This is a genomic window from Candidatus Cloacimonadota bacterium (assembly GCA_020532085.1).
GTDB lineage: Bacteria > Cloacimonadota > Cloacimonadia > Cloacimonadales > Cloacimonadaceae > Syntrophosphaera.
Genome location: JAJBAV010000011.1, coordinates 49064 through 72537, shown reverse-complemented (window position 1 = coordinate 72537; position 23474 = coordinate 49064). Strand labels below are relative to the sequence as shown.

Annotated in this window: 18 protein-coding genes; 9 read left to right on the top strand and 9 right to left on the bottom strand. The window is 59.1% G+C overall.

Annotation, left to right across the window (positions count from 1 at the left end):
* Positions 1 to 480 precede the first annotated feature (480 nt).
* Positions 481 to 1083, top strand: a complete 603-nt coding sequence (locus tag LHW45_04520) for a PorT family protein (protein MCB5284838.1) — start codon at positions 481 to 483, stop codon at positions 1081 to 1083.
* Positions 1084 to 1161: 78 nt separating this feature from the next.
* Here LHW45_04520 and LHW45_04515 read toward each other — a convergent pair whose 3' ends face one another.
* Positions 1162 to 2055: a tyrosine-type recombinase/integrase gene (locus LHW45_04515; protein MCB5284837.1), complete on the bottom strand. Its 894-nt coding sequence runs from the start codon at positions 2053 to 2055 to the stop codon at positions 1162 to 1164.
* 80 nt (positions 2056 to 2135) lie between these two features.
* Here LHW45_04515 and LHW45_04510 point away from each other — a divergent pair, with 80 nt between their 5' ends.
* The 5 genes from LHW45_04510 to LHW45_04490 are packed head-to-tail and all read left to right on the top strand — an operon-like array spanning position 2136 to position 7480.
* Positions 2136 to 2891: an N-acetyltransferase gene (locus LHW45_04510; protein MCB5284836.1), complete on the top strand. Its 756-nt coding sequence runs from the start codon at positions 2136 to 2138 to the stop codon at positions 2889 to 2891.
* A complete protein-coding gene (locus tag LHW45_04505; GenBank protein MCB5284835.1) occupies positions 2888 to 3604 on the top strand; it encodes a polyprenol monophosphomannose synthase in 717 nt (238 codons plus the stop codon). Before LHW45_04510 ends, LHW45_04505 begins: the two co-directional genes overlap by 4 nt.
* A 9-nt stretch (positions 3605 to 3613) precedes the next feature.
* Positions 3614 to 4630, top strand: a complete 1017-nt coding sequence (gene ruvB / locus LHW45_04500; GenBank protein MCB5284834.1) for a Holliday junction branch migration DNA helicase RuvB — start codon at positions 3614 to 3616, stop codon at positions 4628 to 4630.
* Positions 4631 to 4673: 43 nt separating this feature from the next.
* Entirely contained in the window at positions 4674 to 5942 is a 1269-nt protein-coding gene (locus LHW45_04495) for a polysaccharide biosynthesis C-terminal domain-containing protein (protein MCB5284833.1), read from the top strand.
* On the top strand, positions 5927 to 7480 hold the full coding sequence (locus tag LHW45_04490; GenBank protein ID MCB5284832.1) for a hypothetical protein: 1554 nt from the start codon (positions 5927 to 5929) through the stop codon (positions 7478 to 7480). Before LHW45_04495 ends, LHW45_04490 begins: the two co-directional genes overlap by 16 nt.
* Here the strand turns inward: LHW45_04490 and LHW45_04485 are convergent.
* The 3 genes from LHW45_04485 to LHW45_04475 all read right to left on the bottom strand — a co-directional run bounded on the left by LHW45_04485 (position 7477) and on the right by LHW45_04475 (position 10365).
* On the bottom strand, positions 7477 to 8199 hold the full coding sequence (locus LHW45_04485; GenBank protein MCB5284831.1) for a methyltransferase domain-containing protein: 723 nt from the start codon (positions 8197 to 8199) through the stop codon (positions 7477 to 7479). The genes LHW45_04490 and LHW45_04485 overlap by 4 nt on opposite strands.
* 319 nt (positions 8200 to 8518) lie before the next feature.
* A complete protein-coding gene (locus tag LHW45_04480) occupies positions 8519 to 9112 on the bottom strand; it encodes a hypothetical protein (protein ID MCB5284830.1) in 594 nt (197 codons plus the stop codon).
* A 98-nt stretch (positions 9113 to 9210) separates the two neighbouring features.
* Positions 9211 to 10365, bottom strand: coding sequence for a sigma-70 family RNA polymerase sigma factor (locus LHW45_04475; GenBank protein MCB5284829.1), 1155 nt, complete (start codon positions 10363 to 10365; stop codon positions 9211 to 9213).
* A 223-nt stretch (positions 10366 to 10588) separates the two neighbouring features.
* On the opposite strand from LHW45_04475, the gene LHW45_04470 reads away from it, so the two are divergent.
* On the top strand, positions 10589 to 13504 hold the full coding sequence (locus LHW45_04470) for a T9SS type A sorting domain-containing protein (GenBank protein ID MCB5284828.1): 2916 nt from the start codon (positions 10589 to 10591) through the stop codon (positions 13502 to 13504).
* Positions 13505 to 13585: 81 nt separating this feature from the next.
* Here the strand turns inward: LHW45_04470 and LHW45_04465 are convergent, their stop codons facing one another.
* The 3 genes from LHW45_04465 to LHW45_04455 are packed head-to-tail and all read right to left on the bottom strand — an operon-like array spanning position 13586 to position 15807.
* Positions 13586 to 14209, bottom strand: a complete 624-nt coding sequence (locus LHW45_04465; GenBank protein MCB5284827.1) for an iron-sulfur cluster assembly scaffold protein — start codon at positions 14207 to 14209, stop codon at positions 13586 to 13588.
* Positions 14210 to 15403 (bottom strand): cysteine desulfurase, encoded by a 1194-nt coding sequence (locus LHW45_04460; protein ID MCB5284826.1) that lies wholly within the window; start codon positions 15401 to 15403, stop codon positions 14210 to 14212. It lies immediately after the preceding gene.
* Positions 15400 to 15807 carry an Rrf2 family transcriptional regulator gene (locus LHW45_04455; protein MCB5284825.1) on the bottom strand — a complete coding sequence of 136 codons (408 nt, stop codon included), beginning with the start codon at positions 15805 to 15807 and terminating at the stop codon, positions 15400 to 15402. Before LHW45_04455 ends, LHW45_04460 begins: the two co-directional genes overlap by 4 nt.
* A gap of 130 nt (positions 15808 to 15937) precedes the next feature.
* Between LHW45_04455 and LHW45_04450 the strand changes: the two genes are divergently transcribed.
* Together LHW45_04450 and LHW45_04445 are read left to right on the top strand one after the other, a co-directional pair.
* Positions 15938 to 16714: an ABC transporter ATP-binding protein gene (locus tag LHW45_04450; protein MCB5284824.1), complete on the top strand. Its 777-nt coding sequence runs from the start codon at positions 15938 to 15940 to the stop codon at positions 16712 to 16714.
* Entirely contained in the window at positions 16711 to 18852 is a 2142-nt protein-coding gene (locus LHW45_04445; GenBank protein ID MCB5284823.1) for a TonB-dependent receptor, read from the top strand. The genes LHW45_04450 and LHW45_04445 overlap by 4 nt, the downstream gene beginning before the upstream one ends.
* 1 nt (position 18853) lies before the next feature.
* On the opposite strand, the gene LHW45_04440 is transcribed toward LHW45_04445, so the two are convergent.
* Together LHW45_04440 and LHW45_04435 are read right to left on the bottom strand one after the other, a co-directional pair.
* Positions 18854 to 20833, bottom strand: coding sequence for a T9SS type A sorting domain-containing protein (locus LHW45_04440; protein ID MCB5284822.1), 1980 nt, complete (start codon positions 20831 to 20833; stop codon positions 18854 to 18856).
* Between the two features lie 116 nt (positions 20834 to 20949).
* Positions 20950 to 22641, bottom strand: coding sequence for an AMP-binding protein (locus LHW45_04435; protein MCB5284821.1), 1692 nt, complete (start codon positions 22639 to 22641; stop codon positions 20950 to 20952).
* Positions 22642 to 23474: the final 833 nt, after the last annotated feature.

Here is a 23474-nt window from a genome sequence, read left to right as displayed (position 1 = left end):
GTCCAAAAACGTCCAAATACCACTGTGACACAGTCTAAAGCCAGTCCTATTCATCTCACAATCCTATAAACAGTTACGACCACTGTGACAGGTGAAACCCATTTGCAAGTTTGGGTGATACTTTATATCTGAGTTGATTTCCACCTTTTTTCCGAGTGGCTCCCAATATCAATACGGTATCAATACGGAATCATTACGGATGAAATCCGTATTGATTCCGTATTGATACCGTATTGATATTGGGAGCCAGGCAAGGGTTTTCTGGGGATTTCCTCCTGTGATGCCACCCGATCGAAACCCCGGATGCAGCCCGGATGAAGAAAAATGATTGCAGGAAATGACCAAAACACTTATATTAATAAGAGTGAGGTGAGCAAATGAGGCTGGGAAATTATATCCTGACCTTTTAATGCAGCTCTCAATTGTTGACCAACACAGACAAGCAACTATAAAAAAACTAAACAAACAGGAGTACCCGAAATGAAGAAAACTCTGATCATTCTTCTTCTGGCCGTTTTAGGTCTGAGCCTGGCTTACGCGAACGAGGCTTTTGGCGTCCGCGCGGGCGTTAACCTCACCAACCGCAGCTACAGCGGCGACAACGACATCAACACCGACGACCGCCTCGGCTTTCACCTCGGCATGCTGGCGCAGTATCCTGTGGGCAAATACATCATTCTGCAGCCTGAACTGATGTACACCCAGAAGGGTTACAACTGGCTGATCGAAGTGCCCATCCTGGATGACATCACCTATCAGATCCGCACCGACTACGTGGAGCTTCCCATCCTGCTGAAACTGAACCTGGACCTCGGCAGCCTGGCCATCCAGCCTTTCGTGGCGCCTCAGATCAGCTATGGCGTGATCGCGGAAAGACAGATCAACGACAACGTGGAAAAGATCATGGACGAGATCAACCCGTTACAATACGGTGGCCAGATCGGCCTGGATCTGCAGATCAACGACGATCTGCTGGTCGGCGGCCGCTACCAGATGGATCTTTCGGACATTTGGGACGATAACAACGACGACGTGTCCTACACTCACAACGGCATCGTGTTCAGCATCGGCTATCTGTTCTAAACAACGCTCAAACTACAAATGAGATTGGCGCCTGGATCACCGGGCGCCATTTTTCCAAAAAGGGATCAGCCAGCTGAGTTATTCCTTTCCCCGCGGATGGCCTTTGTGGTAGGCTTTTTTCACATCGTCGAGGGTCACGTGGGTGTAGGTGGCGGTGGTTTCCAGGTTGGCGTGGCCCAGCATTTCCTGCACGGCCCGGAGGTCGGCTCCGCGGGCGAGCAGATGGGTGGCAAAGCTATGGCGCAGGGTGTGGGGCGAATATCCCTTTTTCTGGGCCACGAGGTGGAAATACTGGCCCAGAACGGTATAGAGCTGGCGTCCGTCGAAATCCTTTCCGCTTTTGGTGAGGAAAAGTTTGTCAGAACTGTCCGGCCTGAGCAGTTTTTCCCGCAGTGGCAGCCAGGCCCGGATGGCCTCGGCGGCTTCTGATCCGAAGGGCACAAGGCGTTCTTTGCCGCCCTTGCCGAAAGCTTTCAGCAGCAGGCGTTTCAGATCGATATCAACCAGGCGGAGCGCGGCCAGTTCGGAGATGCGCAGTCCGGAGGCATAAAGGAGTTCCAGGATGGCACGGTTGCGAACGCCGTAAACGCTTTCCAGATCGGGAATGCGCAGCAAAGCCAGCATCTCTTCCTCGGTGAAGAAATGGGGGAGGGCTTTTTCGAATTTGGGGCGTTTGACCTTGTCCATGGGATTGAGGGCGATCCTGCCGGTGAGTTTCAGCCAGAGGAAGAAGCTTTTCAGGGCGGCTGCCTTCCGGGCCAGGCTGCGGTTTCCCACCCGGCTGTCATGCAGCTCGCGCAGCCAGTCGCGGATCATCTGCACGCTCAGTTCCGCGGCCACCACCTCAGCGGGGAAAAACCTGGCTACATAGCCCAGAAACTGGCGCAGGTCGCTGCCGTAAGCGGTGACGGTGCAGGCGGATTTTCCCTCCGCTCGCAGGAATTCCAGGTAGCTTTGTAGTTCTTTTTCCATCATTTGGATACCATATAGCTCATTTTTTGCTTGCCTGATAACTTGTCGAGAAAAAAATAGCGCTGAGCCAAGGAGGTTTGATGAATCAGCATATCGCCAGCAGCGCCAAAGTTGGCGCCAACACAGAATTAGGCGCGAACGTGGTCATTTTGGACGACGTTCGGATCGGTGAAAACTGCCTGATCGGGCACAATGTGGTGATCCACGCCGGCTGTGTGATTGGCGACAACGTGCGGATCGACGACAACAGCATCATCGGCAAAGCCCCGCTTTCCTCACCGCGCAGCATCTTCAAGCTGCCCGAAGGCCTCAAGCCCACTGTGATCGGAGCCGGCTGCCAGATCGGGGCCAACGTGGTGATCTACATGCAGTGCGAGATCGGCCGGCGCAATCTGATCGCGGACCTGGCCACCATCCGCGAAAATGTGGTGATCGGCGAACTCAACATCATCGGCCGGGGCGTGGCCATCGAAAACTTCGTCACCATCGGCAACCGCAATAAATTTGAGACCAACTGCTACATCACGGCTTATTCCCAAATCGATGATTACTGCTTCGTGGCGCCCTGCGTGGCCACCAGCAACGACAACTACATGGCCCGCGATCCCGAGCGGTTCGATCATTTCAAGGGGGTAACCCTGAAACGCGGCGCCCGCATCGGCGTGAACGCCACCATCCTGCCCGGAAAAGTGCTGGCCGAGGATGCCTGCGTGGCCGGTGGGGCAGTGGTTTCGCGTGACGTTCCCGCGGGCAGGATCGTGCTGGGCAATCCCGCCAAACCCCTGCGCGATGTGCCCTCCGAACAGCTTCTAAAGAACAACCTGGACAAATCATGAAAGCCCTGCTCATCATTCCCACTTACAACGAGATCGACAACATAGCCAGGATCATCCCGGCCGCGCTGAAACAATCGCCGGACCTGCACATCCTGGTGATGGACGACAATTCCCCGGACGGCACCGCCCAGGCGGTGAAGGAGATCATGGCCGCTGAAGCGCGGGTCCATCTGATCGAACGGCCCCGCAAAATGGGGCTCGGCTCCGCTTACGTGACCGGCTTCAAACATGCCCTCAAAGAAGGCTACGACTATGTTTTGGAGATGGACGCCGATTTTTCCCACAATCCGGATGACCTGCCCCGTCTGCTGGCCACGGCCGCCAAAAAGGACCTGGTGATCGGCTCGCGCTACTGCCAGGGCGTGAATATCGTCAACTGGCCCTTCAAGCGCCTGCTGATCAGCTATTTCGCCTCCAAATACGTGAGGATGATCACCGGGATGCCGGTCAATGACCCCACCGGCGGATTCAAGTGCTTCAACCGCAAGGTGTTGGAAGCCATCGATCTGGACCGGATCCTCTCCGACGGCTACGCTTTCCAGATCGAAATGAATTTCCGCGCCTGGGCCAAAGGCTTCCGCATCCAGGAGATCCCGATCGTCTTTACAGACCGCGTGAACGGCGTTTCCAAGATGAGCCGCCACATCGTCTGGGAAGCCGCCTGGATGGTTTGGAGACTGCATTTCCTGCGTTTGCGGGGCAAACTTCACTAAGGATATGGCATGCTGGAACGGATAAACACTCCGCTGGAACGGCCTGAGGACACGGAATTTGACCGTGCCCTGCGTCCGCGCACCCTCACCGAGTTCATCGGCCAAAGCCACCTCAAACAGCTTCTGGACATCTCCATCAAAGCCGCCAAACTGCGCAAGGAACCTCTGGACCACGTGCTCTTCTACGGCCCGCCCGGCCTGGGCAAGACCACCCTGGCCAGCATCATCGCGCGCGAACTGGGGGTGGAGATCACCGTCAGCAGCGGCCCCGTGATGGAAAAACCGGGCGACCTGGCCGGCATCCTCACCAACCTGCAGCGCCACGAAGTGCTGTTCATCGACGAGATCCACCGCCTCAGCCACGTGATCGAGGAATACATCTATCCCGCCATGGAGGATTTCCAGATGGAGATCATCCTGGACAGCGGCCCCAGCGCGCGCACCCTGCGCATCAGCGTGGAACCCTTCACCCTGATCGGGGCCACCACCCGCGCCGGATTGCTCACCCCGCCCCTGCGCGACCGCTTTGGCATCGTGCTGCGGCTGGATTACTACGATTTTGACTCCATCACCCAGATCATCCAGCGCTCCGCCCGCATCCTGGAGATCCCGGCCGACGCGGATGGCGTGGCTGAACTGGCCCGCCGCAGCCGCGGCACTCCGCGCATCGCCAACCGCCTCTTGCGCCGCGTGCGGGATTTCGCCCAGATCATGGGTGACGGCGTGATCACCCTGGATATCGCGCTGCAGGCCCTGGAGATGCTGCAGGTGGATCACGCCGGCCTCGACGAGATGGACAAGCGCCTGCTTTTCACCATCATGGAAAACTACCGCGGCGGCCCCGTCGGCCTCAAAACCCTGGCAACGGCTGTGGGTGAGGACGCCGGCACCATCGAGGAGATCTTCGAGCCCTACCTGGTGCAGCAGGGTTTTCTGGAACGCACACCACAGGGCCGCAAAGCCACTTTCAAGGCCTACAAACATTTGGGCGTGAAACCATCCGACTACCAGCCGGAGATCTTCTGAACGCAAGCCGGAACTCCCTTCCCGCCAGCAGCACAGGCTGAACATGGGTTACAAGGCCAACATCACCAGCAACCTGATCAACCAGGTGCTGCGGATCGTGATCGGTTTCGCCACCAGCGTGATCGCGGCCCGGGTGCTGGGTCCGCAGGGCATGGGCCATGTGGCCTACATCATCCTGGTATTCACGCTGATAGGCGATTTCGGGCATCTGGGGCTGAACAACTCCACCATGTATTTCATGAAGCGCGGCGGAGTGCCCTCCGGCCATCTCTTCAGCGTGAACCTCACCAGCCTGGGCCTGCTTTTCGGGGTGATTGCCTCGCTGCTGCTCTTTTTGCGGGGCACGGGCCTGGTCCTCTCATCCTACAGCTGGCTCTACATCCTGGGCGGACTGCTCTTCGTGGGCTCCGATCTTGCCTACACCAGCCTCCACTCCTGGTATGTGGGCGATGAACGCATCCTGGAAAGCAACCGCAAGATCATCGCGGTGTTCCTGCTTAAAAGCGCGCTGATCCTGATCCTCTGGCTCACCGGGACCCTCACGCCACTCAGCTTTTTCGCCGTGGCCGTGCTGGGCATGCTGCTAAACGCAGTGCTGCTGAGCGTTGGCGTGGGTCAGCGCTACGCTTTGGTGCTGGACCGGGGTCTGCTTAAAGCCGAGTTCGCCTATGGCGGGATCCTCTGGCTGGGGGCGGTGTTTTCCTTTCTCCATCTGCGCGCGGACCAGTTCATGATCCGGCAGATGCTGGATGTGGGCGCCCTGGGAATCTACAGTGTGGCCGTGACTCTGGCCGAGCTGTTGTTTCTGGTGCCGGTGAGCGTCAGTTCGGCCCTGCTGGGCAAGCTTTACAACACCTCCGAGCCCGGCACGGCGCGCTCCATCATGGCCCGCACCCTCAAGCTCACGCTCTATATCTGCGCGGCCCTGGCGTTGGCGGGCATCCCGCTCAGCCTGCTGATCCCCGTGATCTACGGCGAGGCCTATGCCGGCGCTGTGGCCAGCGTGATGGTGCTGTTGGGCGGAGCGGTCTTCGCCTCGGTGGCGCGGGTGGGGATGCAGTATTTCTTCACTCTGGGCCGCCCCAAGGTCCATCTCTATACCAGCCTGGCCACCCTGCTGCTGAACGTTTTGCTCAATTTCCTGCTCATCCCGCGCTGGGGCATCTTCGGCGCGGCCACAGCCTCCAGCGTATCCTACCTGGCTTATGGGATCTTCTACCTGGCGCTGTTCCTGTATCGGGAGAAGTTCAGCTGGCGCGACCTTTTTGCCATTGACGGCGAGGATATCAAAGCTTTATGGAAAAAAACCTGATCAACTCCGGTTACCTCTGGTTCGAGGGCGAATTTCACGAGGAAAACTCCGCGGCGATATTTCCGCCGGACTGTTCTCCACAACGCTTTGTGGAAACATTGAAGGCCGCCGACGGCTGCTTCAGCCTGGCCCTGGAAACGGACACGCACATTTTCGCTGCGGTGGACAGGATCCGTTCCCGGCCTCTTTTTTACGCCCTTCAGGACGGGGAACTTTTGCTCAGCCCAGACGCCAGCGAACTCCGCGTCCGCTTGGGCGATCCGCCTCTGGACGAAGATGCCCTGGCGGAGTTTCTGCTGGCCGGATACACCTGCTGCGGCGATACCCTGATCGCCGGCATCAAACAGCTGGAGGCGGGGCAGTACCTGGTCTGGGACAAGCTCAGCCAAAGCCTCCGGATCGGCGACCACTTTGTTTACCGCCAGCAATATGAGCCTCCCCGGGATCCTCTGGAGGCCCTGGACCAGATGCACCTCCGCGTCTTTGAACGCCTGATCAGTTCAGCAAATGGCCGCACCCTGGTGGTTCCGCTGAGTGGGGGACTGGATTCGCGCCTGGTGGCGGTGATGCTCAAGCGCTTGGGCTATCCGAAGGTGATCTGCTACACTTTTGGCAATTCCCTGCAGGACGAGTGCGTCACCTCGCGCAAGGTGGCCAAATTTCTGAACCTGCCCTGGCTGATCGTGGAGCAAAACCGCCGCCTGTGGTACAAAGCCTACCATTCAGAGGAGATGCGCCGCTATTTTGCCTTTGGCACCAACCTCAGTTCCCTGCCCCACGTGCACGACTGGCTGGCGGTGAAAACCTTGCTGGAAAGGGAACAGATCCCCTCCGACGCCATCATCGTGCCCGGCCATTCCGGCGGTTGGTCCCAGGGCGCGGATCTGCCCTTGATCTTTGCCGACCGTGAGGAACTCACCCGGCGCGAACTTCTGGACCTCATCCTGCGCGACCACTACGACCTCTGGCACTGCGCCAACGATCAGCGGCACAAGCTGTTCGGTGCCCGGGTGCAAGACTGCCTCCAACTTCCGGAAACCATCCAAACCCCGATCGCCGCCTCGCTTTACGACGAGTGGGATTGGCGCCAGCGCCAGAGCAAGCTCTACGTCAATTCGCTCCGCATCTACGATTTCTTTGGCATGAACTGGCGTCTGCCGCTCTGGGACAGGGATTACACGGATTTCTGGGCCCGGGTGCCCCTGGAACTGAGGCTGGGCCGAGAACTGATGAACCAGTACGCCAGCCAACGCCAGAGCGTGCCCATCCCCGCCTATAATGACTACCCGCTGGGAAAAAAGCTGCAGCTCAGATACCGGCGCGCCGTGTCCGGGAACCTCTCCGACCAGCGCTACGGACGCTTTTTGGACTACCGCGACCGGAGCGGCTACCTCCACACCAAAGTCTCGACCCTGCTGGCGCCAAACCTGGCCTACCCCGATTTTGTGAATCCTGCCCTCAACATCCTGGACGCCAACATCAACGCCGTCCAGGCCCTCACTTACATCCGCGACCTGGCCTCTGGAAAACTGGACTAACTTACTGAACGGTTGTCTGTTCCAAGACCGGCCGTGATCGCCAGATAGCTGTATTTGTCGCCGGATATCCCACTCAGGCGATCCAGAAATTTCCAGACGCCCAGGGGGAAACCGCGGGTGAGGGAATTGATCTTGAATAGCTCCAAAGCCCGGTGGTAAAAGCGTTTGGCCGCCTTGACTCGGAAACCGCTTTGCACCAAAACGGCAGTCAGGGATTCCCTGTCGAAACTGTGCAGATGCGCGTTCACGGGAGTCTTTTGGTTGCAGTGGATGCAGAGGGAATAGCGGATCACTTCCTTGTAAGGCACTGTCACCAAAAGCGTTCCGTCCGGTTTGAGCAGCTTGCGGATGCCGCGCAGCGCTGTTCCCGGCTCCACCAGATGTTCCAGCACCTCGAGGGCCACGATGAGGTCGAACCCGCCCAGGTCAGGGATAGCGCTGGCGTCGCCGTAAACCGTTGCGATGGATGGATCCTCCGCCTTGATCCGGGCCAGGTTTGACTCGCTGAGGTCCAAAGCCGTCACTTCCGCCCCCAGCTTCGCCGCGGCCAAACTGAACCAACCCCGGCCGCTGCCCACATCCAAAACCCGCATTCCGGGCCGGATCGCGCAGAGCGACAGGGTGAACTGGGTGCGCCTCACTTCGCCGGGGGTCAGCTTGTCCCGGCGAAAATAGTCAAAAACCAGCGCGTCCTGGCGGTAATGCTCTTTGTAATCCATCTTCCCGTTCCTGTTTCTGTTTGCGGCAAAGGATGTTCAAGCCTCCAGCCTGATCGGGTTTTCAGAGCATCCTTTGAGTTCGATAAAGATTCACTCTGGGCCGGCCTGTTTTTCAGCCCTCTCCCCGTCCGGGAGAAAGCGGAATTTCAGGGTTCCTCCCTCGGCTTGATAAGCACTTCCAAGCCTGCTGGTTACCCGGCAGCCTGAACCTGCGGGCGGACACCGTCACGGGCAGGCCACTGAAATCCAACAGGGTGCTAACTTGGTTGTAAATACTTAAGTTGCCTCTGTTAACTGAGCGTCCAAGGCATTGTCTTGGTCAATATGCTTCTTCCAGCTTGTCCAGTTCCACCATTTCAGCCAGGGTTTTGAGGAGATCGGCATTCTTGATGTTCTCTCCGGTAACGATCACGGTGATCTGGTCGTTCACTTTGATGGTGAGGGTGCCTTCCTCTTCGTCTTCGTCATATTCCTGGGTGCCGGTGTAGCCGCTCACGCGCACGGTTTTTCCGGCCTGGGCCACAGCGCCGAACATGTTGGCCAGGCCCATCATGCCGCCACTTTGGCCCAGAACCCCGCCCACGGTGATGGTGAGGCTGAAACTGGCGTCGTCTTTGGTGTAATTGCCCACGGCGGTGTTGTTCGCGCCCATCATGTTCAGGGAAGTGGCGTCCTTGCTTTCCAGCGTGAAGCCGCCTGAGCTGTCCGGGATGAACTTCAGCAGGTCTTCGGCCAGGATCTCGTTGATCTTGGCCAGGGCGAAATCTATCTCCTGCCGGGCTTTGGCGTAATCGCCCTTGTTGATCTGGGTTTTGGCGGCGTCGAGAGCTTCGATCGCCTCGTCCTTGGCTTCGGCTGCCAGCAGGGCCAGGCCCAGCAGCAGCACGGCGATGATCATCAGAGTCCTTTTCATCTTAATGCTCCTTATTGGATTGAGTCTTACGGCAACGATAAAACTTGCTGAATTTCGTCAAGGGAAAAAGTGTTTGGACGTGTCGCAGCCAAGGCGCTTCAGTCATGGTCCTGGAGTTTGAGGTCTTCCAGCATGCGGTCAAAGCGCTCCTGGTCCAGGACGGTGAACTTGGGTGCCAGGCGCAGAAGCTCTTCGTATTTTAACATGTTGCGGCCTTTCTCGGCGGTGAAAATCCTGGCTCCATCGCTGGGAGCGAAGGCCATCATTGTGAAGCTTCTGCAGTCGATCACCCTCACCCGGTGGGCGCGGTCCAACCTGACCAACAGCTTCACCGGCAGGGGCAGTTCATCCCTGATGCCGACCACGAGCAGGGAAAAACCGCCCTCGTCCAGCAGGGAAACGGTCCATTCGTGGATCTTACTCAGGCCCTGAAATGCCTCTTCTAGTTTGGGATTGCGGAGCTTGTTCCGCTGCTCTTGTTGGGCGGGCGGGGATCCAGAACCATAGCTGGCCAGCAGCCTGGAGATGAAGCGTTGGATGGCCCTGAATTCATCATGGGAAAGGACCTGGGGCGAATCAGTCCAGTCCCGCGCGCGCAGCCAGGCGCTGCGAAGGTTCGTTCGAATCCGGTGTTTGCGTGCTTTCGCGGTCTGGTAGCTGATCCCCTCCGCCCGGGCGTAGTCTTTCAGGGTTTTGTGCTCGCAGACGCGCAGCCAGAGGCTATAATCGGCTCTGGAAAGCAGTTTGCGCAGTTGCTTCCGGTCCAGCCGGGCGGGTAGCTCTTGGTCTTCCGGGTCCTCAGGAACGGGGATGTTTTTCAGTTCCTGCGCAAGGTTCCGTTCGTTCATCTCTTTATTGATCTGGCTTACCGCCTTGTTGTGGGCCACGCGGCAGATCCAGGCTTTGACGTTGCGGATGCTGTTTTGAGAGAGCAGCAGTTCCTTCAGGCAATCCTGGCAGATATCGGCAGCGGTTTCGGGATCGTGGACAAGTTTTACCGTGTAGCGCCGGCAATAGGATTGCAGTTCGGAGAACCAGGCCTCCACCTCGCGGCGGTAGAGCTTGTCCCAGCAGAGTGGAGCTTGCCCTTCCCGTGATTGATCAAGCAATCTGAGGCTGACGCGGTTCACCAACCCGTCCGCGATGACCGGCTGGCCGAATTCGCTGATGGCCCTTTTCCGCACCGCTTTCTGGACTTTGGGGAGGTCCACTGGTTCGGAATTGGTATGGCTGCTGTCTGGCTTGTTACTCATGCTGGATGCAGCTTATGGACGTGCTGGGCGGAGTCAAGGGAAATGTTTTGGATGGCTTGTATCATCCTGCCCCACATCACGATAGGAGAAAACAGGATGTACCTTTGATTTATTCGTACACTAAGTATATGAGAACCCCCGGCTCAATGTTTGCTTATTATCTTCAGGGCTGTATTGGCCTCCGCTTTTTGTTCTTTTCACAATCCAAAACAGGAGTTTTAACATGAAAAAAGTGTCAATTATCCTGGCGCTGGCGCTGGGATGCTCTCTGGCGCTGGCGAATCCGATCTGGTCCAGCGAAACGATCGTGCGGGAAGGTCAGGATTTGAGGTTCGGAGGTTCCGCCGCGCAAAGCGCGGATGGCAGCGTGACCACTGTGTGGACGCAGACCCGGGGGGGCGAAAACCTGCTCCTGGCCAGCAAGCTGAGCGGGGAGGGAGTTTCGCTTTGGGACGAGCCGTTGGTGGTGAAGGCCGGCGAGGCCGTCAAGCGCGCGCTTCAAATAGTCGAGACCGGAGACGGAGAGTTCATCCTGGCTTGGCTGGAGGACCTGGACGCGGGAAACAGCCAGCTGCAGCTACAGAAAATCAACGATTATGGGATCATGCTCTGGAGCGCGCAGGGCGTGGCAGTCAATTCCGATTGCCAGCGCGACAGGGCCAAATACTATCTGTCCGGGAACGCCGAGGGCGGGGCCCTGCTCTTCGCTCAACCCGACACAGACCAGCCAATGGCCCTGGGCTATCGCTTCGATGCCAACGGAAATGATTTGTGGATATCCAACCGCCCCACTTTGCAAGCGAACGGGACCCTCAAGCTGCAGGGCTTGATCGCGAAATGTTACGACAGCGAAATCGTGGTGGCCTGGCAGGAAACCACCCCCACCGGCGTCTTGAACCGGTTCAAACGCTTCTACAGCTACGGCACAGGCTCCTGGGAGCAGTCCTATCCCAAATATCCCGGGGAGTACGGAGACCACCAGTTCTGCCTTACCAGTGACGAACGGATCTGGGATATGGCGCTGACCGCGCTGATGGATACCAGGATCAAGCTCAAACTGCTCACCTGGGGTGGAAATTGGAACATCGAGGAACCGCTGGAATTGGTGGTCAATCCTTCCCCGGTGCCTCTGAAAACGATAATCAAGAGCTCCGGGCTGAGCTTACCCCAGATCCTCTGCAGTACCGTCGTCGATGGTGTTTCCACGCTAACATGGTATCAGTTTTACTCCGCCGAATACATGGTGGCCGAACAACTGATCCGCAGCAGCAGCGATGTGCTGATCGAGGCCATCGATTTTCAGGACAACCAGGGCAATTACTCTTTCACTTGGGTGGAAGAATCGCTTGTGGACGGAACACGGAAACTGAAAGCGCAGCTGATAGAGAACTATACTGGGGATTTGGTCTGGCCGCAGGAGGGGCTGACGCTGAGCGAAGCTTTGGATGAAGTTTCGCGTCCGCGCTGCTTTGCCTGGAACGCCAGCCTGCTAAGCCTCTCGGCAGAGCCGGGACTGGATGCCAAATATCTGCGGCGCAGGGTGTTCTCGTCCGCGGGAACGCCTCAGCTGACCCCGGAGCAGGAGATCCTGGCCAGCGCGCTCTGCGGGGAGGCCTGGCCTGTTCGCAGCCTGGATGTGGACGACAGCAACTTTCTCTTTTATGCCGACAGCCGCCAGGCATGCGCCACCCGGCTCTATCTGCAGAAGTTGTCACTAAACGGGGAACTGCTGCTGCCTGGAGACGGGATCCGGCTTGGGAGCGGGGACTCGAGCGTTCTATTGGATGCCGTGAACCATACTTATCAGCACTTTGCCGCGCTCTATTACAGCGATGGGCTACATCTGCAGATCTTGGACCTCAGCGGAAACACCCAGTGGCCCGGCCCCGGATTACTGATCAGCCCCCAGTTACCTGTTTCGGCCAGGCTTGCCTCCTATGAGGGGGATGTTTACATCAGCTGGGAGATCGACCTCGATAGCAACCGCAAGCGGGTGATGGGCCAACGCATCTCAAACGGACAGGCGATGTGGGGCGCGGACGGGGTGATCGTGAAAAACGAGGTTTACAGTCAGCAAACGGCTGTGGGACCTCCGGTTGCGCGTCACTTCACCTGGAGCGAGCGCTGGCCGGGCTCATCCAATTACCAGGTGCGCGGAAAACGCTTGGACGCTTTCGGCAACGCTGAAACGGGCTGGTATGCGGACGGAAACATGCTCTTCTACAGAGAAGGGTTCACCCCTCTATATCCCAGCCAGGCCACTCTGAGCGGCAGCGATCTGATCCTGCTGATCGACGGCGGAACCGTGAAACCGGCCTATGCCCAGAAGGTGACTCCGGACATCCAACTGCCCTGGGGAATGGACGGGGTCGAGCTTTTGGGCGACAGCGGCACCTATCTGGCCGGGATGGCGGATCAACACGGGGTGGTGATCGGCTTCAAACACAATGACGGGGTTTATGTGCAGGCTGTAAATCCCGCGGGAGAGCTGATCTACGACTCGCCCGGAAACCGGCTGGACCAGACCCCGCCCGCGCAGGTGGGGAAAATGGCCCTCGGCCGCTTTGCCTCCGGGCATTTCATGGCCGTATGGAGCGCGATCCATCCAGGCACAACGAGTGATCTGGAACTCTATTTCAGCCGCGCCAGCTCCTGGGGCGAAACCTTGGATTACATACCCCGCCTGCTTTGCAGCGCGCCCGGGGACCAGGATTTGCCCGTGCTCTCAAATCCCGGGCTGGAAACCATGTTTGTAAGCTGGAGGGACGGCCGCAGCGGCTACGGCGACCACGGCCAGATGCTGAACGGGGTGCGGGCGCAAATGATCAGTTGGAGCGACACCGCCATCCCATCGGAGCAGGAGATCCCGGCCGCAGTTGGACTGAAGCCCTGTTATCCCAACCCCTTCCGCGAATTCACCAATATCTGCTGGGACCAGAAAGACGCCTCACCGGTGCTGATCAGTGTTTACAATCTGAAAGGTCAGTTGGTGAAACGCTTCGAGCCCCAGCGTTTCGAAAGTGGGGAACTTGTCTGGGCCGGAGAAGACAGCCAGGGCCGCCAGGTGAGTCCGGGTCTCTATTTCATCCGCCTGCAAAGCGGCCCGAAAGTGCAAACCGGCAAGGTTTTGCGCTGGTAAGCCCAAGTCAAGATAGTGAATGGCGGAATCCCCTCCTGGTCAGGGATGGGGATCCCGCCGTGTTGTTTCAAGGAGAAACAATCAGGGAAAGTTGATCTGGATGTTTTTCACTTCCGGATATTTGCCCAGATGCTCACGGATCTCTTCGGCCACGTTGTCGCGCCACTGGTCGAAGTTCATCATATTCATGTCGATCAGCACCTCGCCCTTGTCGAAGCCCACGTATTTCACCATCTTGAGGGATACAATGTCTTCGCCCACCTGGGGATAGATGATCTTTTTGAGCTCTTCGATGATGGTCTCCTTGCCGAAGTTGGGCACTTCCTTGAGACCGTGGGCGATCTCGTAATTGGAGATGGCGGTCTGCAAAGTGTCGGCGGCCAATACGGAGCAGTGGACTTTCACCGGCGGCAGGCCGTCCAGCGCTTCCATGGCGTCGCGCCAGGTGAGTTGTTTCGCTTCGTCGAGGGTCTTGCCCTTCGCGAGCTCCGTGATGATGGAGGCGGTGGCGATGTTGGAGGCGCAGCCGTAGGAAAGGAAGCTGATATCTTCGATCTTTTTGCTGGCTTCGTCCACCTTGAGGTAAACGGTCACCTGGTCGCCGCAGGCGGGGCTGCCCTCGGTGGCCTGGGCGTCCGGAGCTTCCATTTTGCCCACGTTCTTGGGGTGCATGAAGTGGTCCAGAACCTTTTGTGAGTATTGCATTTATTTCTCCTGGGGATGAGTTGACTGATAAAGGGGGCTGCGCTCGCGCAGCGAAGCCGTGATCTCGGCCAGGCGGGACACCGCGAGATCGATGTCTTCCCTGCTGTTGTAGCGGGACAGCGTAAATTTCATTGAGCCATGGGATTGGACGTGGTTTTTGCCCATGGCCATCAGCACGTAGTTGGCTTTCAGGCCCTGGGAGGCGCAGGCGGAACCGGTGGCGACGGTGATGCCCTGCAGATCGAGCATCATGGTGATGGCCTCGCCTTCGATGTAGGCGATGGAGACGTTGATGTTGTGGCAGGCGCGCCCTTCCCCGCGGGGGCCGTTGAGCTCGATCTCCGGGATGGTGGCTTCGAGGCGCTGCAGCAGATGATCCGAAAGCTCCCGCAGTTGGGAGGTGGTGGCGGCCAGATCGGCAAAAGTGAGCTCGGCGGCTTTCACGAATCCGGCGATCAGGGCCAGGCTCAGGCCCCCCGTCTGCAGAGGGTCGAGGCGGTTGATGCCGTGGATCAACTGGGCCAGCTTGACGCCTTGTTTCACGTAGAGGGCGCCGATGCCCTGCGGCCCATGGATCTTGTGGGCCGAAACGCTGAGGGTGTCCACGCCCAGGGCCTGAACGTCCAGAGGCAGCTTGCCGTAGGCCTGTCCGGCATCGGCGTGCCAGAAGATGCGGTGACCGGCTTCCGCCAGCACCCTGGCGTAGGCCTCGATGGGTTGGATGGTTCCCACCACGTGGTTCACGATGGTGGTCAGAAAGAGGATGGTGTCCGGACGGATGGCTGCTTTCAGCTTGTCCGCGCTCACCAGGCCCGCGGCGTCCGGCTCCAGATAGCTCACTTCAAAGCCCTGTTTTTCCAGCCAGGCGGCGTTGGTGAGCAGGTCCGGATAATCCACCACGGATACGATGGCGTGTTTGCCGGCGGAGCTGTGGGCCCAGGCCAGGCCTTTGATGGCTAGGTTGTTCGCCAGGGTGCCGCCGGAGGTGAAATGGATCTCCGGGCCGGTGGCGTTGAGGGTTTTGGCGATCGCGTCGTGCCAGCCGGCCAAAGTGGCGCTGGTGGCTTCGCCGGTGCTGATGAAAGCGCCGGGAAACCAGAACTCCTCGCTGAAGTAGGGACGCATGGCTTCCAGCGCTTCCGGGGCCAGCGGGGTGGTCACGCAATTATCCATGTAGATCTTGCCGGGGGTCATTTTTTCTCCTGTGTGAATAACTTGGCGATGCGGGCCAGGCTGTATTTTTGCAAAAGCTCACGCTGCCGGGCCGCCAGATCGCCAAACAGGGGCCGCAACGGGCAATCATCGCCCAGACAAAACTGTTTGCCCATGCCGCAGTCCAGCTCCAGATTGTGGTCGTTCACGGCTTCCATGATGTTGTAAAGGTTGATCTGGCCTGCCGGACGGGCCAAAGTGTAGCCTCCGCGGGAACCGGAACTGCTGGCGATCAGCCCGGCCTTCTTGAGCGCGCTCAGCAGATGCTCCACATACTTTTTGGGCAGCTGCTGGCGCTCGCAGATCTGATTCGCGGACACGCTGGACTTTGCGGGTATCTCCAGCAGGGCCCGCAGCGCGTATTCTGTCTTTGTGCCAATGGCCATCGTTTCTCCTTGGGATTGTTCTTCTGAATATATAGTAATTTGCTAGGCTATTCCAGGCAACAAAATTTCGCTTCTTCACGCCGCCATTGACAGATTTGGCCACCGCCAGAAATTCGCCTTGGATGAAGACATGATCGAAGTAACCAAACTTAGCTGCGCCTACGACGCCCAGATGGTGCTCAGGGAACTGGACCTGAGCCTGGCGGGGGACGAATTCACCGTTTTGGTGGGGCCCAACGGCGCCGGGAAATCCACTCTGGTTTACGCGCTGCTGGGGTTTCTGCCGGCTCTGAAGGGCGAGATCCGCCTTCTGGGCAAGCCCTTGGACGCTTACAAACGCTCCGGGCTGGCCCGCCTCATAGCCTTCGTGCCCCAGGAAAGCGTCTTCCAGTTCGATTATCCTGTGCGCGACATCGTGCTGATGGGCCGCTATCCCTATCTGGGCCTGATGCAAAGCTGGCTTCCGGCCGATCTGGAGGCCGTGGGGGAGGTGCTGGAGCAGCTGCAGTTGGCAGGTCTGGCCGGCAGGTTCTATTCCCAGCTCAGCGGCGGTGAAAAACAGCGGGTGCTGATCGCCCGGTCGCTGGCCCAGAACACACCCTACATCCTGCTGGATGAGACCCTTTCCCAGCTGGACATCAACCATCAGGTGGAGATCATGGCCCTGCTGCGCGGGATCGTGCGCGCCAGCGGCAAGGGCATCCTGCTGATCTCCCACAACCTCAATTTGGGCGCCAATTTTGCCGACCGGATGGTCTTTCTGGCCGGGGGCCGGGTGCTGGGCAGCGGAACTCCGGAGGAAATGATGCGTCCCGGGCCCCTGCGCGAGCTGTTTGGCCTGGAGCTGCAGACCATGCTCAATCCCGCCAGCGGCAAGCCCAATCTTCTCTATCCGGGCGTTCCGTGAAAAAGGTCCTTCTGCCTTTCCTGCTGCTGGTCGCGGTGGGGTGGCTGAACGCTTTTGTGATCGAGGGAAAGGTGGTCGATCCCTCCGGGCAGGCCATCTCCTCGGTGCTCGTATCAGATGGACTGATCCAGATCTATGGCTCCGAAAACGGCGCTTTCAAAATCTCCACCCAGGCGGATTCCCTGTCTTTCAGCCGTTTGGGCTTTCAGGCCAGGACCCTGCCCGTTACAGAGGTGGGCAAGCGCGTCACGCTGCTTCCGGAACCGGTGCTGTTGCCCAAGATAACCGTCAGCGAAAGCGCCTGGGACTTCTTCGCGCCGCCGGCGGACCGCGTGGCCCTGCCTGTGGATCCGGACCGGCACTACTACTCCGCGGGAGAGGTGTTAAGTTCCAGCGCCTCAACTCATTCCGGCGACGTTCGGCTGGCGGGGGAAAGCCAGGGCGTGTCCATTCTGGGCAATCTGGCCCGCCACAGCCTGATCATCCTGGACGGCGTGGCCCTCAATCCCGGTGGTGAAAGTTACGACCTTTCCCTGATCGACGCCGCCAACATCGCTTCCATCGAACTGATCAAGAACAACGCCTCCGTCTATGGCGGGGGCTCGGCCATCGGCGGGATCCTGAACATCCGCACCAGACAGGGGCGGAACCAAGGCCGTTCGGACTTTTCCCTGAGCACGGAACTTGGCTCCTTCGGCCATGCCCAGACCGCGCTGGCCTTCGGCACCGCCTTCAAAAACCTGGACCTTAGGCTGAACGCCTCGCATCTGGACACGGACAACGATTTTCCCTACCGGATGCCGGACTGGTGGGCGCCGGATAGCGTGGCCATCCGCGAGAACAACGCCAAGCGCCAAAACTCTCTTTCCGCCTCGCTTTCCACCGCCTGGGGCCAGGCTCGCCTCAGTCTCCAGACCGATTACGTGGCCTTTCACCGCCAGTTGCCCGGCACGGTGAATTTCTCGGAGGTCTATCGCAATGCTTTTTTAGAGGGTTACGCCAACCGCAACCGGGTTACGCTCAGTTCCCCGCTGCGGGGCCTGAACGCTGACCTGTTGGCCTGGCTGAACCTCGACGGCACCCTTTACGACAACACCCGCGCCCCCCTGCCGGTTTTCCTCTCCCAATACCGGCAAAAGCTGCTGGACAGCGGCCTCAGAGGCAGCCTGGGCGGTGAATTGGAGCTCACGCAAGGCCTGAAATTGAGCGCCGGACTGGCCGCGGAACTGGGTTCCGAGCGTTATCAGAACCAGAATATGCTGCTGCCCGCCAATGCTCTTGACCACCGCGCGGGTTTTGCCAACGCCAGCCTGAAAAGCTCTCTGGAACTGGACCGGGGCGACCTCATCTACAGCGGGGCCGGAGCCTTGCGCTACGATCACGCCGGAGCGGACGACAACCTCAGCTGGCGCCTGGAGGGCAGCATCCGCCGCTACGGCTACGTGGAAAGCACGCTGGGCGGTACTTTGGGCACTTCCTTCGCCCTGCCTTCACCTTACGACCTTTACTGGCGCGGAGATTCCCAGGCCATCGGCAATCCGGACCTGGCCAGCGAGAGGTCCAAAGGCTGGCAGATCTGGCTGGACAATCGCCTGGGCACCTTCAATTTGCGTGCCGTCTGGCATCACAACACCATCGACAGCCTCATCCAGTGGCGCCAGGTGCAGATGTTCGGCAACGTCTGGAAACCCCTGAACATCGGCCGGGCACGGATCCGCAACCTGGAACTCGAGGCTGGCTGGGAGCCGCTGGCCTGGCTGAAACTGGCCGCCGCGGCGCTGCTCACGGATGCCCTCGACTTCAGCTCGCAACCCGCGGAGAGCGCTCCCAGGCTGATGTACACGCCGGAACTGAGCTACACCCTGAAGCTGGACCTGAGCTGGCCAAGATTCAGTTTTTGGAGTGCCTACCGGTTTACGGGGGAACAGTTTACAACTCCGGACAACCTCTCCGCCCCGCTGCCGGGTTACGCTCTGCTGGATCTGGGCGCGGCGGTAAATTTCCAACTGAGGGGCTGGACCCTCTCCCCCCATTTCAGCGTTCGCAACGCCCTCAACCGCAGCTACTCGGTTTATGCCTACGTGCCCCAGCCGGGGATCTCCTTCCTCGGCGGCGTCACCCTCCGCGTGAGCGACTGAGCTATTTCACCACGCTGAATTTCAGCAGCACCGGAGTCCCTTCCAGCGGTTTCAGCCGGGCGAGATAGATTCCCGAGGCCTTGTCCGCGAAGGGCAGGATGTGTTCGGTTTGGATGAAGATGAAGTCTTGCGTCTGGATCTTCTGGCCGCGCAGATTGAAGATTTCCACCAGCATCGGTTCCAGCGGCAGGTCGTAAGCTTTGGTGATGGCCAGCTGCCCGGCGTGGTAGTTCACATGGTAGAGGGTTTCCGGAACCTGCCCCTGCCCGCTGAAGTCCGGGATATAAAGGATTGATTCGCCGTTCGCGGGCAGAATGTCGATGCTGTAAACATCATCTTTATGGCTGAGGCTCAGATCAGCCAGGTCACGCTTCGCCCCGCTGGCCAGGGTCACCTTCAGGATATGTTCCTGCGGGGTGGTTTCCACCGCCGTGATCTTCACTTCCTCGATATCCAGCATGCGGTCGAAGATGTCCTCCAGCGGCGCGATCCAGAGGCCCCGGTGGCTGCGGTAGTGGTCCAGCATCAGCAGCATGTCGTCCACGTCGTCGCGGATCTCGTAATCCCCGGTGGGCGAGATTTGCCAGAAACTGTAGGTGGAGCCCGATTGCGACTGGCAGAGGTGGGTATAGGCAATGTGCAGGCCCCGGGCGGCGATGAGGGCGTCCAGGTTGTCCGGCGTCATCATGTATTTCATGCTGAGTGGGTTGTAGTGGCCGTAATATTCCCAAACCTCGCATCTGGTGCGGCCAAAGAACCAGACCGGTTTGGTGAGGGATTTGGCTTCGTAGAGGAAGTGGGGCAGGCGCCAGGCCTCTTCGTAGGCGTTGAAAGGGTTGGTGGGCGGGGTTTCGCCGGGCCAGATGTAGTCGATGTTGCTTTGGTTGATCACGTCGCCCACATATTGCAGGCTGTCCGGGAAGAGCCCGTTGTAGGCTATGTCTTCGGGATTAAAGGGAACGGCGTGGTCGATCCAACTGCGGATGTTCAGGTGCGCGAGGTCGTGGAGGATGGCCTGTTCGTTGCTGCCGGGGGGATCTTCCAGCATGGTGTAGGTGTGCCAACCAATGCGGTTGCCGTGATCGCGGATGAGTTCCCACATGCTTCCCAGGTTGGGCTGGTTCACGCCGTGGATGGTGGTGGAGATGGGGATGTTCCGGGCGAAAAAGCCTTTGGTGTAATAGCGCGGGTTGGCGGGATTGCTGCTGCCTTCAAAAACGGCTTGGAGGCGGGGGAGGGTTTCGCCGTCGGCGTCGTTGCTGATGCAGAGGGCGGCCTTGCGGTCGCCTGGCCAGCGGTTTATGTCCAGCAGCAGGGGTTTTTCGCCAAAGAGCAGGAAGCCCCAGCGGTGGGAGCCGCCGGCGGGCTTGTACATTGTGTCGCGCAGATAGCCGTATTGCGGCGTGGCGGGATTATGCATGCGAAAGAAGTGTGCCCGGTAGTCGTAGAGCACGATGTTGTTGGTCTGGAGGCCTTCCAGCCCCCCACACTCCGCGTAGCCGGAAGCCACGATCCAGAAGCGTTTGTCCCCGCTGGAGAATTCCACCGCCTTGTCCATGCAGGGCCCGATCGTGCGGTTGAGGCTGGGATCGCCGCTCTGGATGGCTTCCACCCCTTTCAGCTCAGCGCTCACGGGCGCCTGGGGGTTGTCCATGCTCAGGACCAACTCGTGGAGATAGGTTTCCTGCTTGAAATCGGCCCGGACGTCGAAGAGCCAGGACTGGGCCAGATAGGCGTTCCGGGGTGAGACCTTCACCCTCAGGTCAAGTTCGGCTGAGGAGAACACGATCACCGTGCTGTCCTGCCAGCTTTGGCTGGTGGGCGTGAAAACCAGGTCCGGATAGCTGTATTCGCCCGCCCTCTTATCGGCCCGGACGTTCAGGTCAAAGCTGATGTCGCCCAAGGTCAGGCTGGTTGGCCCCGCTCCCAGAGAAGCAGCCATGGTGGCCAGAACCATGATCAGTAAAGTGGTCCGTGTCATCTATCCTCCCGTGAATCCGCCCCTGCCTCGTTTTCGTTTGGGCCAGCAGGCCGTGGCGCTTATGCCGTCATCACTTTCCCGGATGATGCAAATTGCGTTCCAGACCCTTCCCGGCCTCACTGATAGAGGAAGCGCTTGATCTTCTGCGTGGCCGTCTTTTCAAAGGGCTCCCGCTGTTCGATCACCTTTTTCACCCGCGAGAACGTGGAGAGATTCTGATTCGCCGCGGTCTTGATCTCCTCCAGGAGGATGTTTAAGTGCCGCTGATAATCCGCGCTGCCCAGTTTATCTGGATGATAGTGCTTTTCCAGGTATTCGGGATTGAGGAAGACGCGCGCGGTTAGCTGTCCGCCCACATCCAGGACCAGCGATTCCAACACGGCCTCGTGTTCGTTCAGTTTGCTTTCCACATCCTCGGGATAGATGTTTTCCCCGGAGGCGGCCACGATCACGTTTTTGGAGCGGCCGATGATGTAGAGGTAGCGGTTTTTGCGCAGGATGCCGAGGTCGCCGGTGCGGAAGAAGCCATCTTCGGTGAAGGCTTCCGCGGTGCGCTGGGGATCCTTGTAGTAGCCCATCATCACAGTTTCGCCCTTCACCAGGATCTCGCCGATCCCGGTCTGGGGCGCGGGGTTCTCGATCCGCACCTGCAGATGCTCCAGCACCTGTCCGGTGGAGCGGAAGCGCACGGCCTGGGGATTGCTCCCCGCGATCAGCGGCGCCGTTTCCGTGAGCCCGTAGCCGATGGCGTAGGGGAAGCCGGCCTCGTTCAGAAAACGCTCCACCTCCCAGGAGAGCAGCGCTCCGCCGATGCCAAAGAAATGGATCTCGCCGCCGAAGGTCTTCATCAGCTTTTTGCCGGCCACCTTGTGCAGGAATTTGCGGCTGGGCGGAAGCTTGTACATGGCGCGGAAAGCTGGATTGGCCGTGAGCTGCGGATGCACCTGCATTTTGAAGATCTTTTCGATGATCAGCGGCACGGTGAGGATCATGGTGGGCCGGATCTTTTGCATGGCGGGAACCAGCACCCGCGCCGTGGGCGGCTTGTCCAGATAGTAAACGCAGGCGCCGCCCATCATCGGAATGATGAAGCCCACCGTGCATTCATAGGTGTGCGAGAGCGGCAAAACCGAGATCAGGCGGTCTTTTTCCCCCACCGGCTGGAACTGGGTGGTGATCCAGGCGTCCAGCACCAGGTTTTTGTGGCTGAGCATCACACCCTTGGAAAGCCCGGTGGTGCCGGAGGTGTAGATGATCGAGGCAAGGTCATTCTCGTGCACCTTGGCGTCGATCAGCCCCACGGCCCTGAGGGCCCGGTTGCTTAGTTTCTGCAGCTGTTTCAGCGGCTCGTAGATGAGTCCGCCGATCAGGTCCTTGGGGGCCTTTAGCTCCAGCGGCTCGAAGTTGTCCAGCGCCACCAGGATGATCCTGGGGTCCAGGTCCGCGTAGCCGATCTTGTCGTATTGGGCTCCGGAAACAAAGATCATCTTTGCCTCGGAATGGCGCACAATGTTCAGGATCTCGTTCACGTGAAAATCCGTGAGGATGGGCACCACCACCGCTCCCAGAGAGGCGATGGCCAGATAGGCGATGCCCCAGTTCGGCATGTTCTGCCCCAGGATCGCCACCCTGTCGCCCTTCACGATGCCCTGCTCGCTCATCATGCGCATCAGGCCGTCGAGCTGCTTGCGCATCTCGCCGTAGGTTACGGGTTCGCCGTCCACGTTCGATAACGCCGGCTTGCGGCTGAAAAGCTCGCAGGACCGGTCTATCATGCTCTTTAATGTTAGCTCGAAAGGAGGATTCACATCATCTCCTGGGGTTTCAGTTTTGAGGCTGCAAGTTTTGTTACACGGGGCTATCCTGTCAAGCTAAGTTTTCCCCGACCCCGCCCCAAGCCTCATCCCATTCACATCCCATTTACTTCCCGTTTACTTCCCGTTGGTTGGGCGGGAACTCAGGGGGATGTCAATGGGAGGCGAATGGGATGAGGCTTGGGGCGGTAAGACAGCCCTCCGCCAAGGCTTGTCCCTCACCCACCCCGTTCCAAACGCCTGTCATTCCGGGGAGGCGTGCGCTTGCACGCGGGGCCCCGGAATCCAGGTTTGGCGGGAATAGCCAGTCCCGGTCCCAGGTCAAGGCGGGGTCGATCCAGACGCAGTCTGCATCGACACCCTCTGAGGCATTACCCGTAAGGTCTGGATTCCGGGACCCCGGGGGTTGAAACCCCCACCCCGGAATGACACCCAGTGGGTGTTTGAATTGACAACGCCGGGAACGCCTGCCAGCTATAACGCCAAGACGCCCAAAGCCGCCAGGACAGGAGACGGAAGGCGGTGGCTTCAGCCACCGTTCCTCGGTATCAGCGGCCAGGGAGATACGATCTCCGGCGGTTTCAACCGCCGGTCTGTTTTCCGCTGCCAGGTCAGGCCGGTCCCAACTCCGGTGGCTGAAGCCGACCGGACATCGTCTTTTTCTGGCTCCGGTGTTTTGGGGTACGGTGGCTGAAGCCACCGCCTTCCGTCTTGGCGCGAGGTTCTGGCTGTATTGTGGCTGAGGCCATCGCCGATATTCCCGCGCCATTTAAAACCGGTTTACCCCTCCGCCAAGGCTTGTCCCTCACCCACCCCGTTCCAAACGC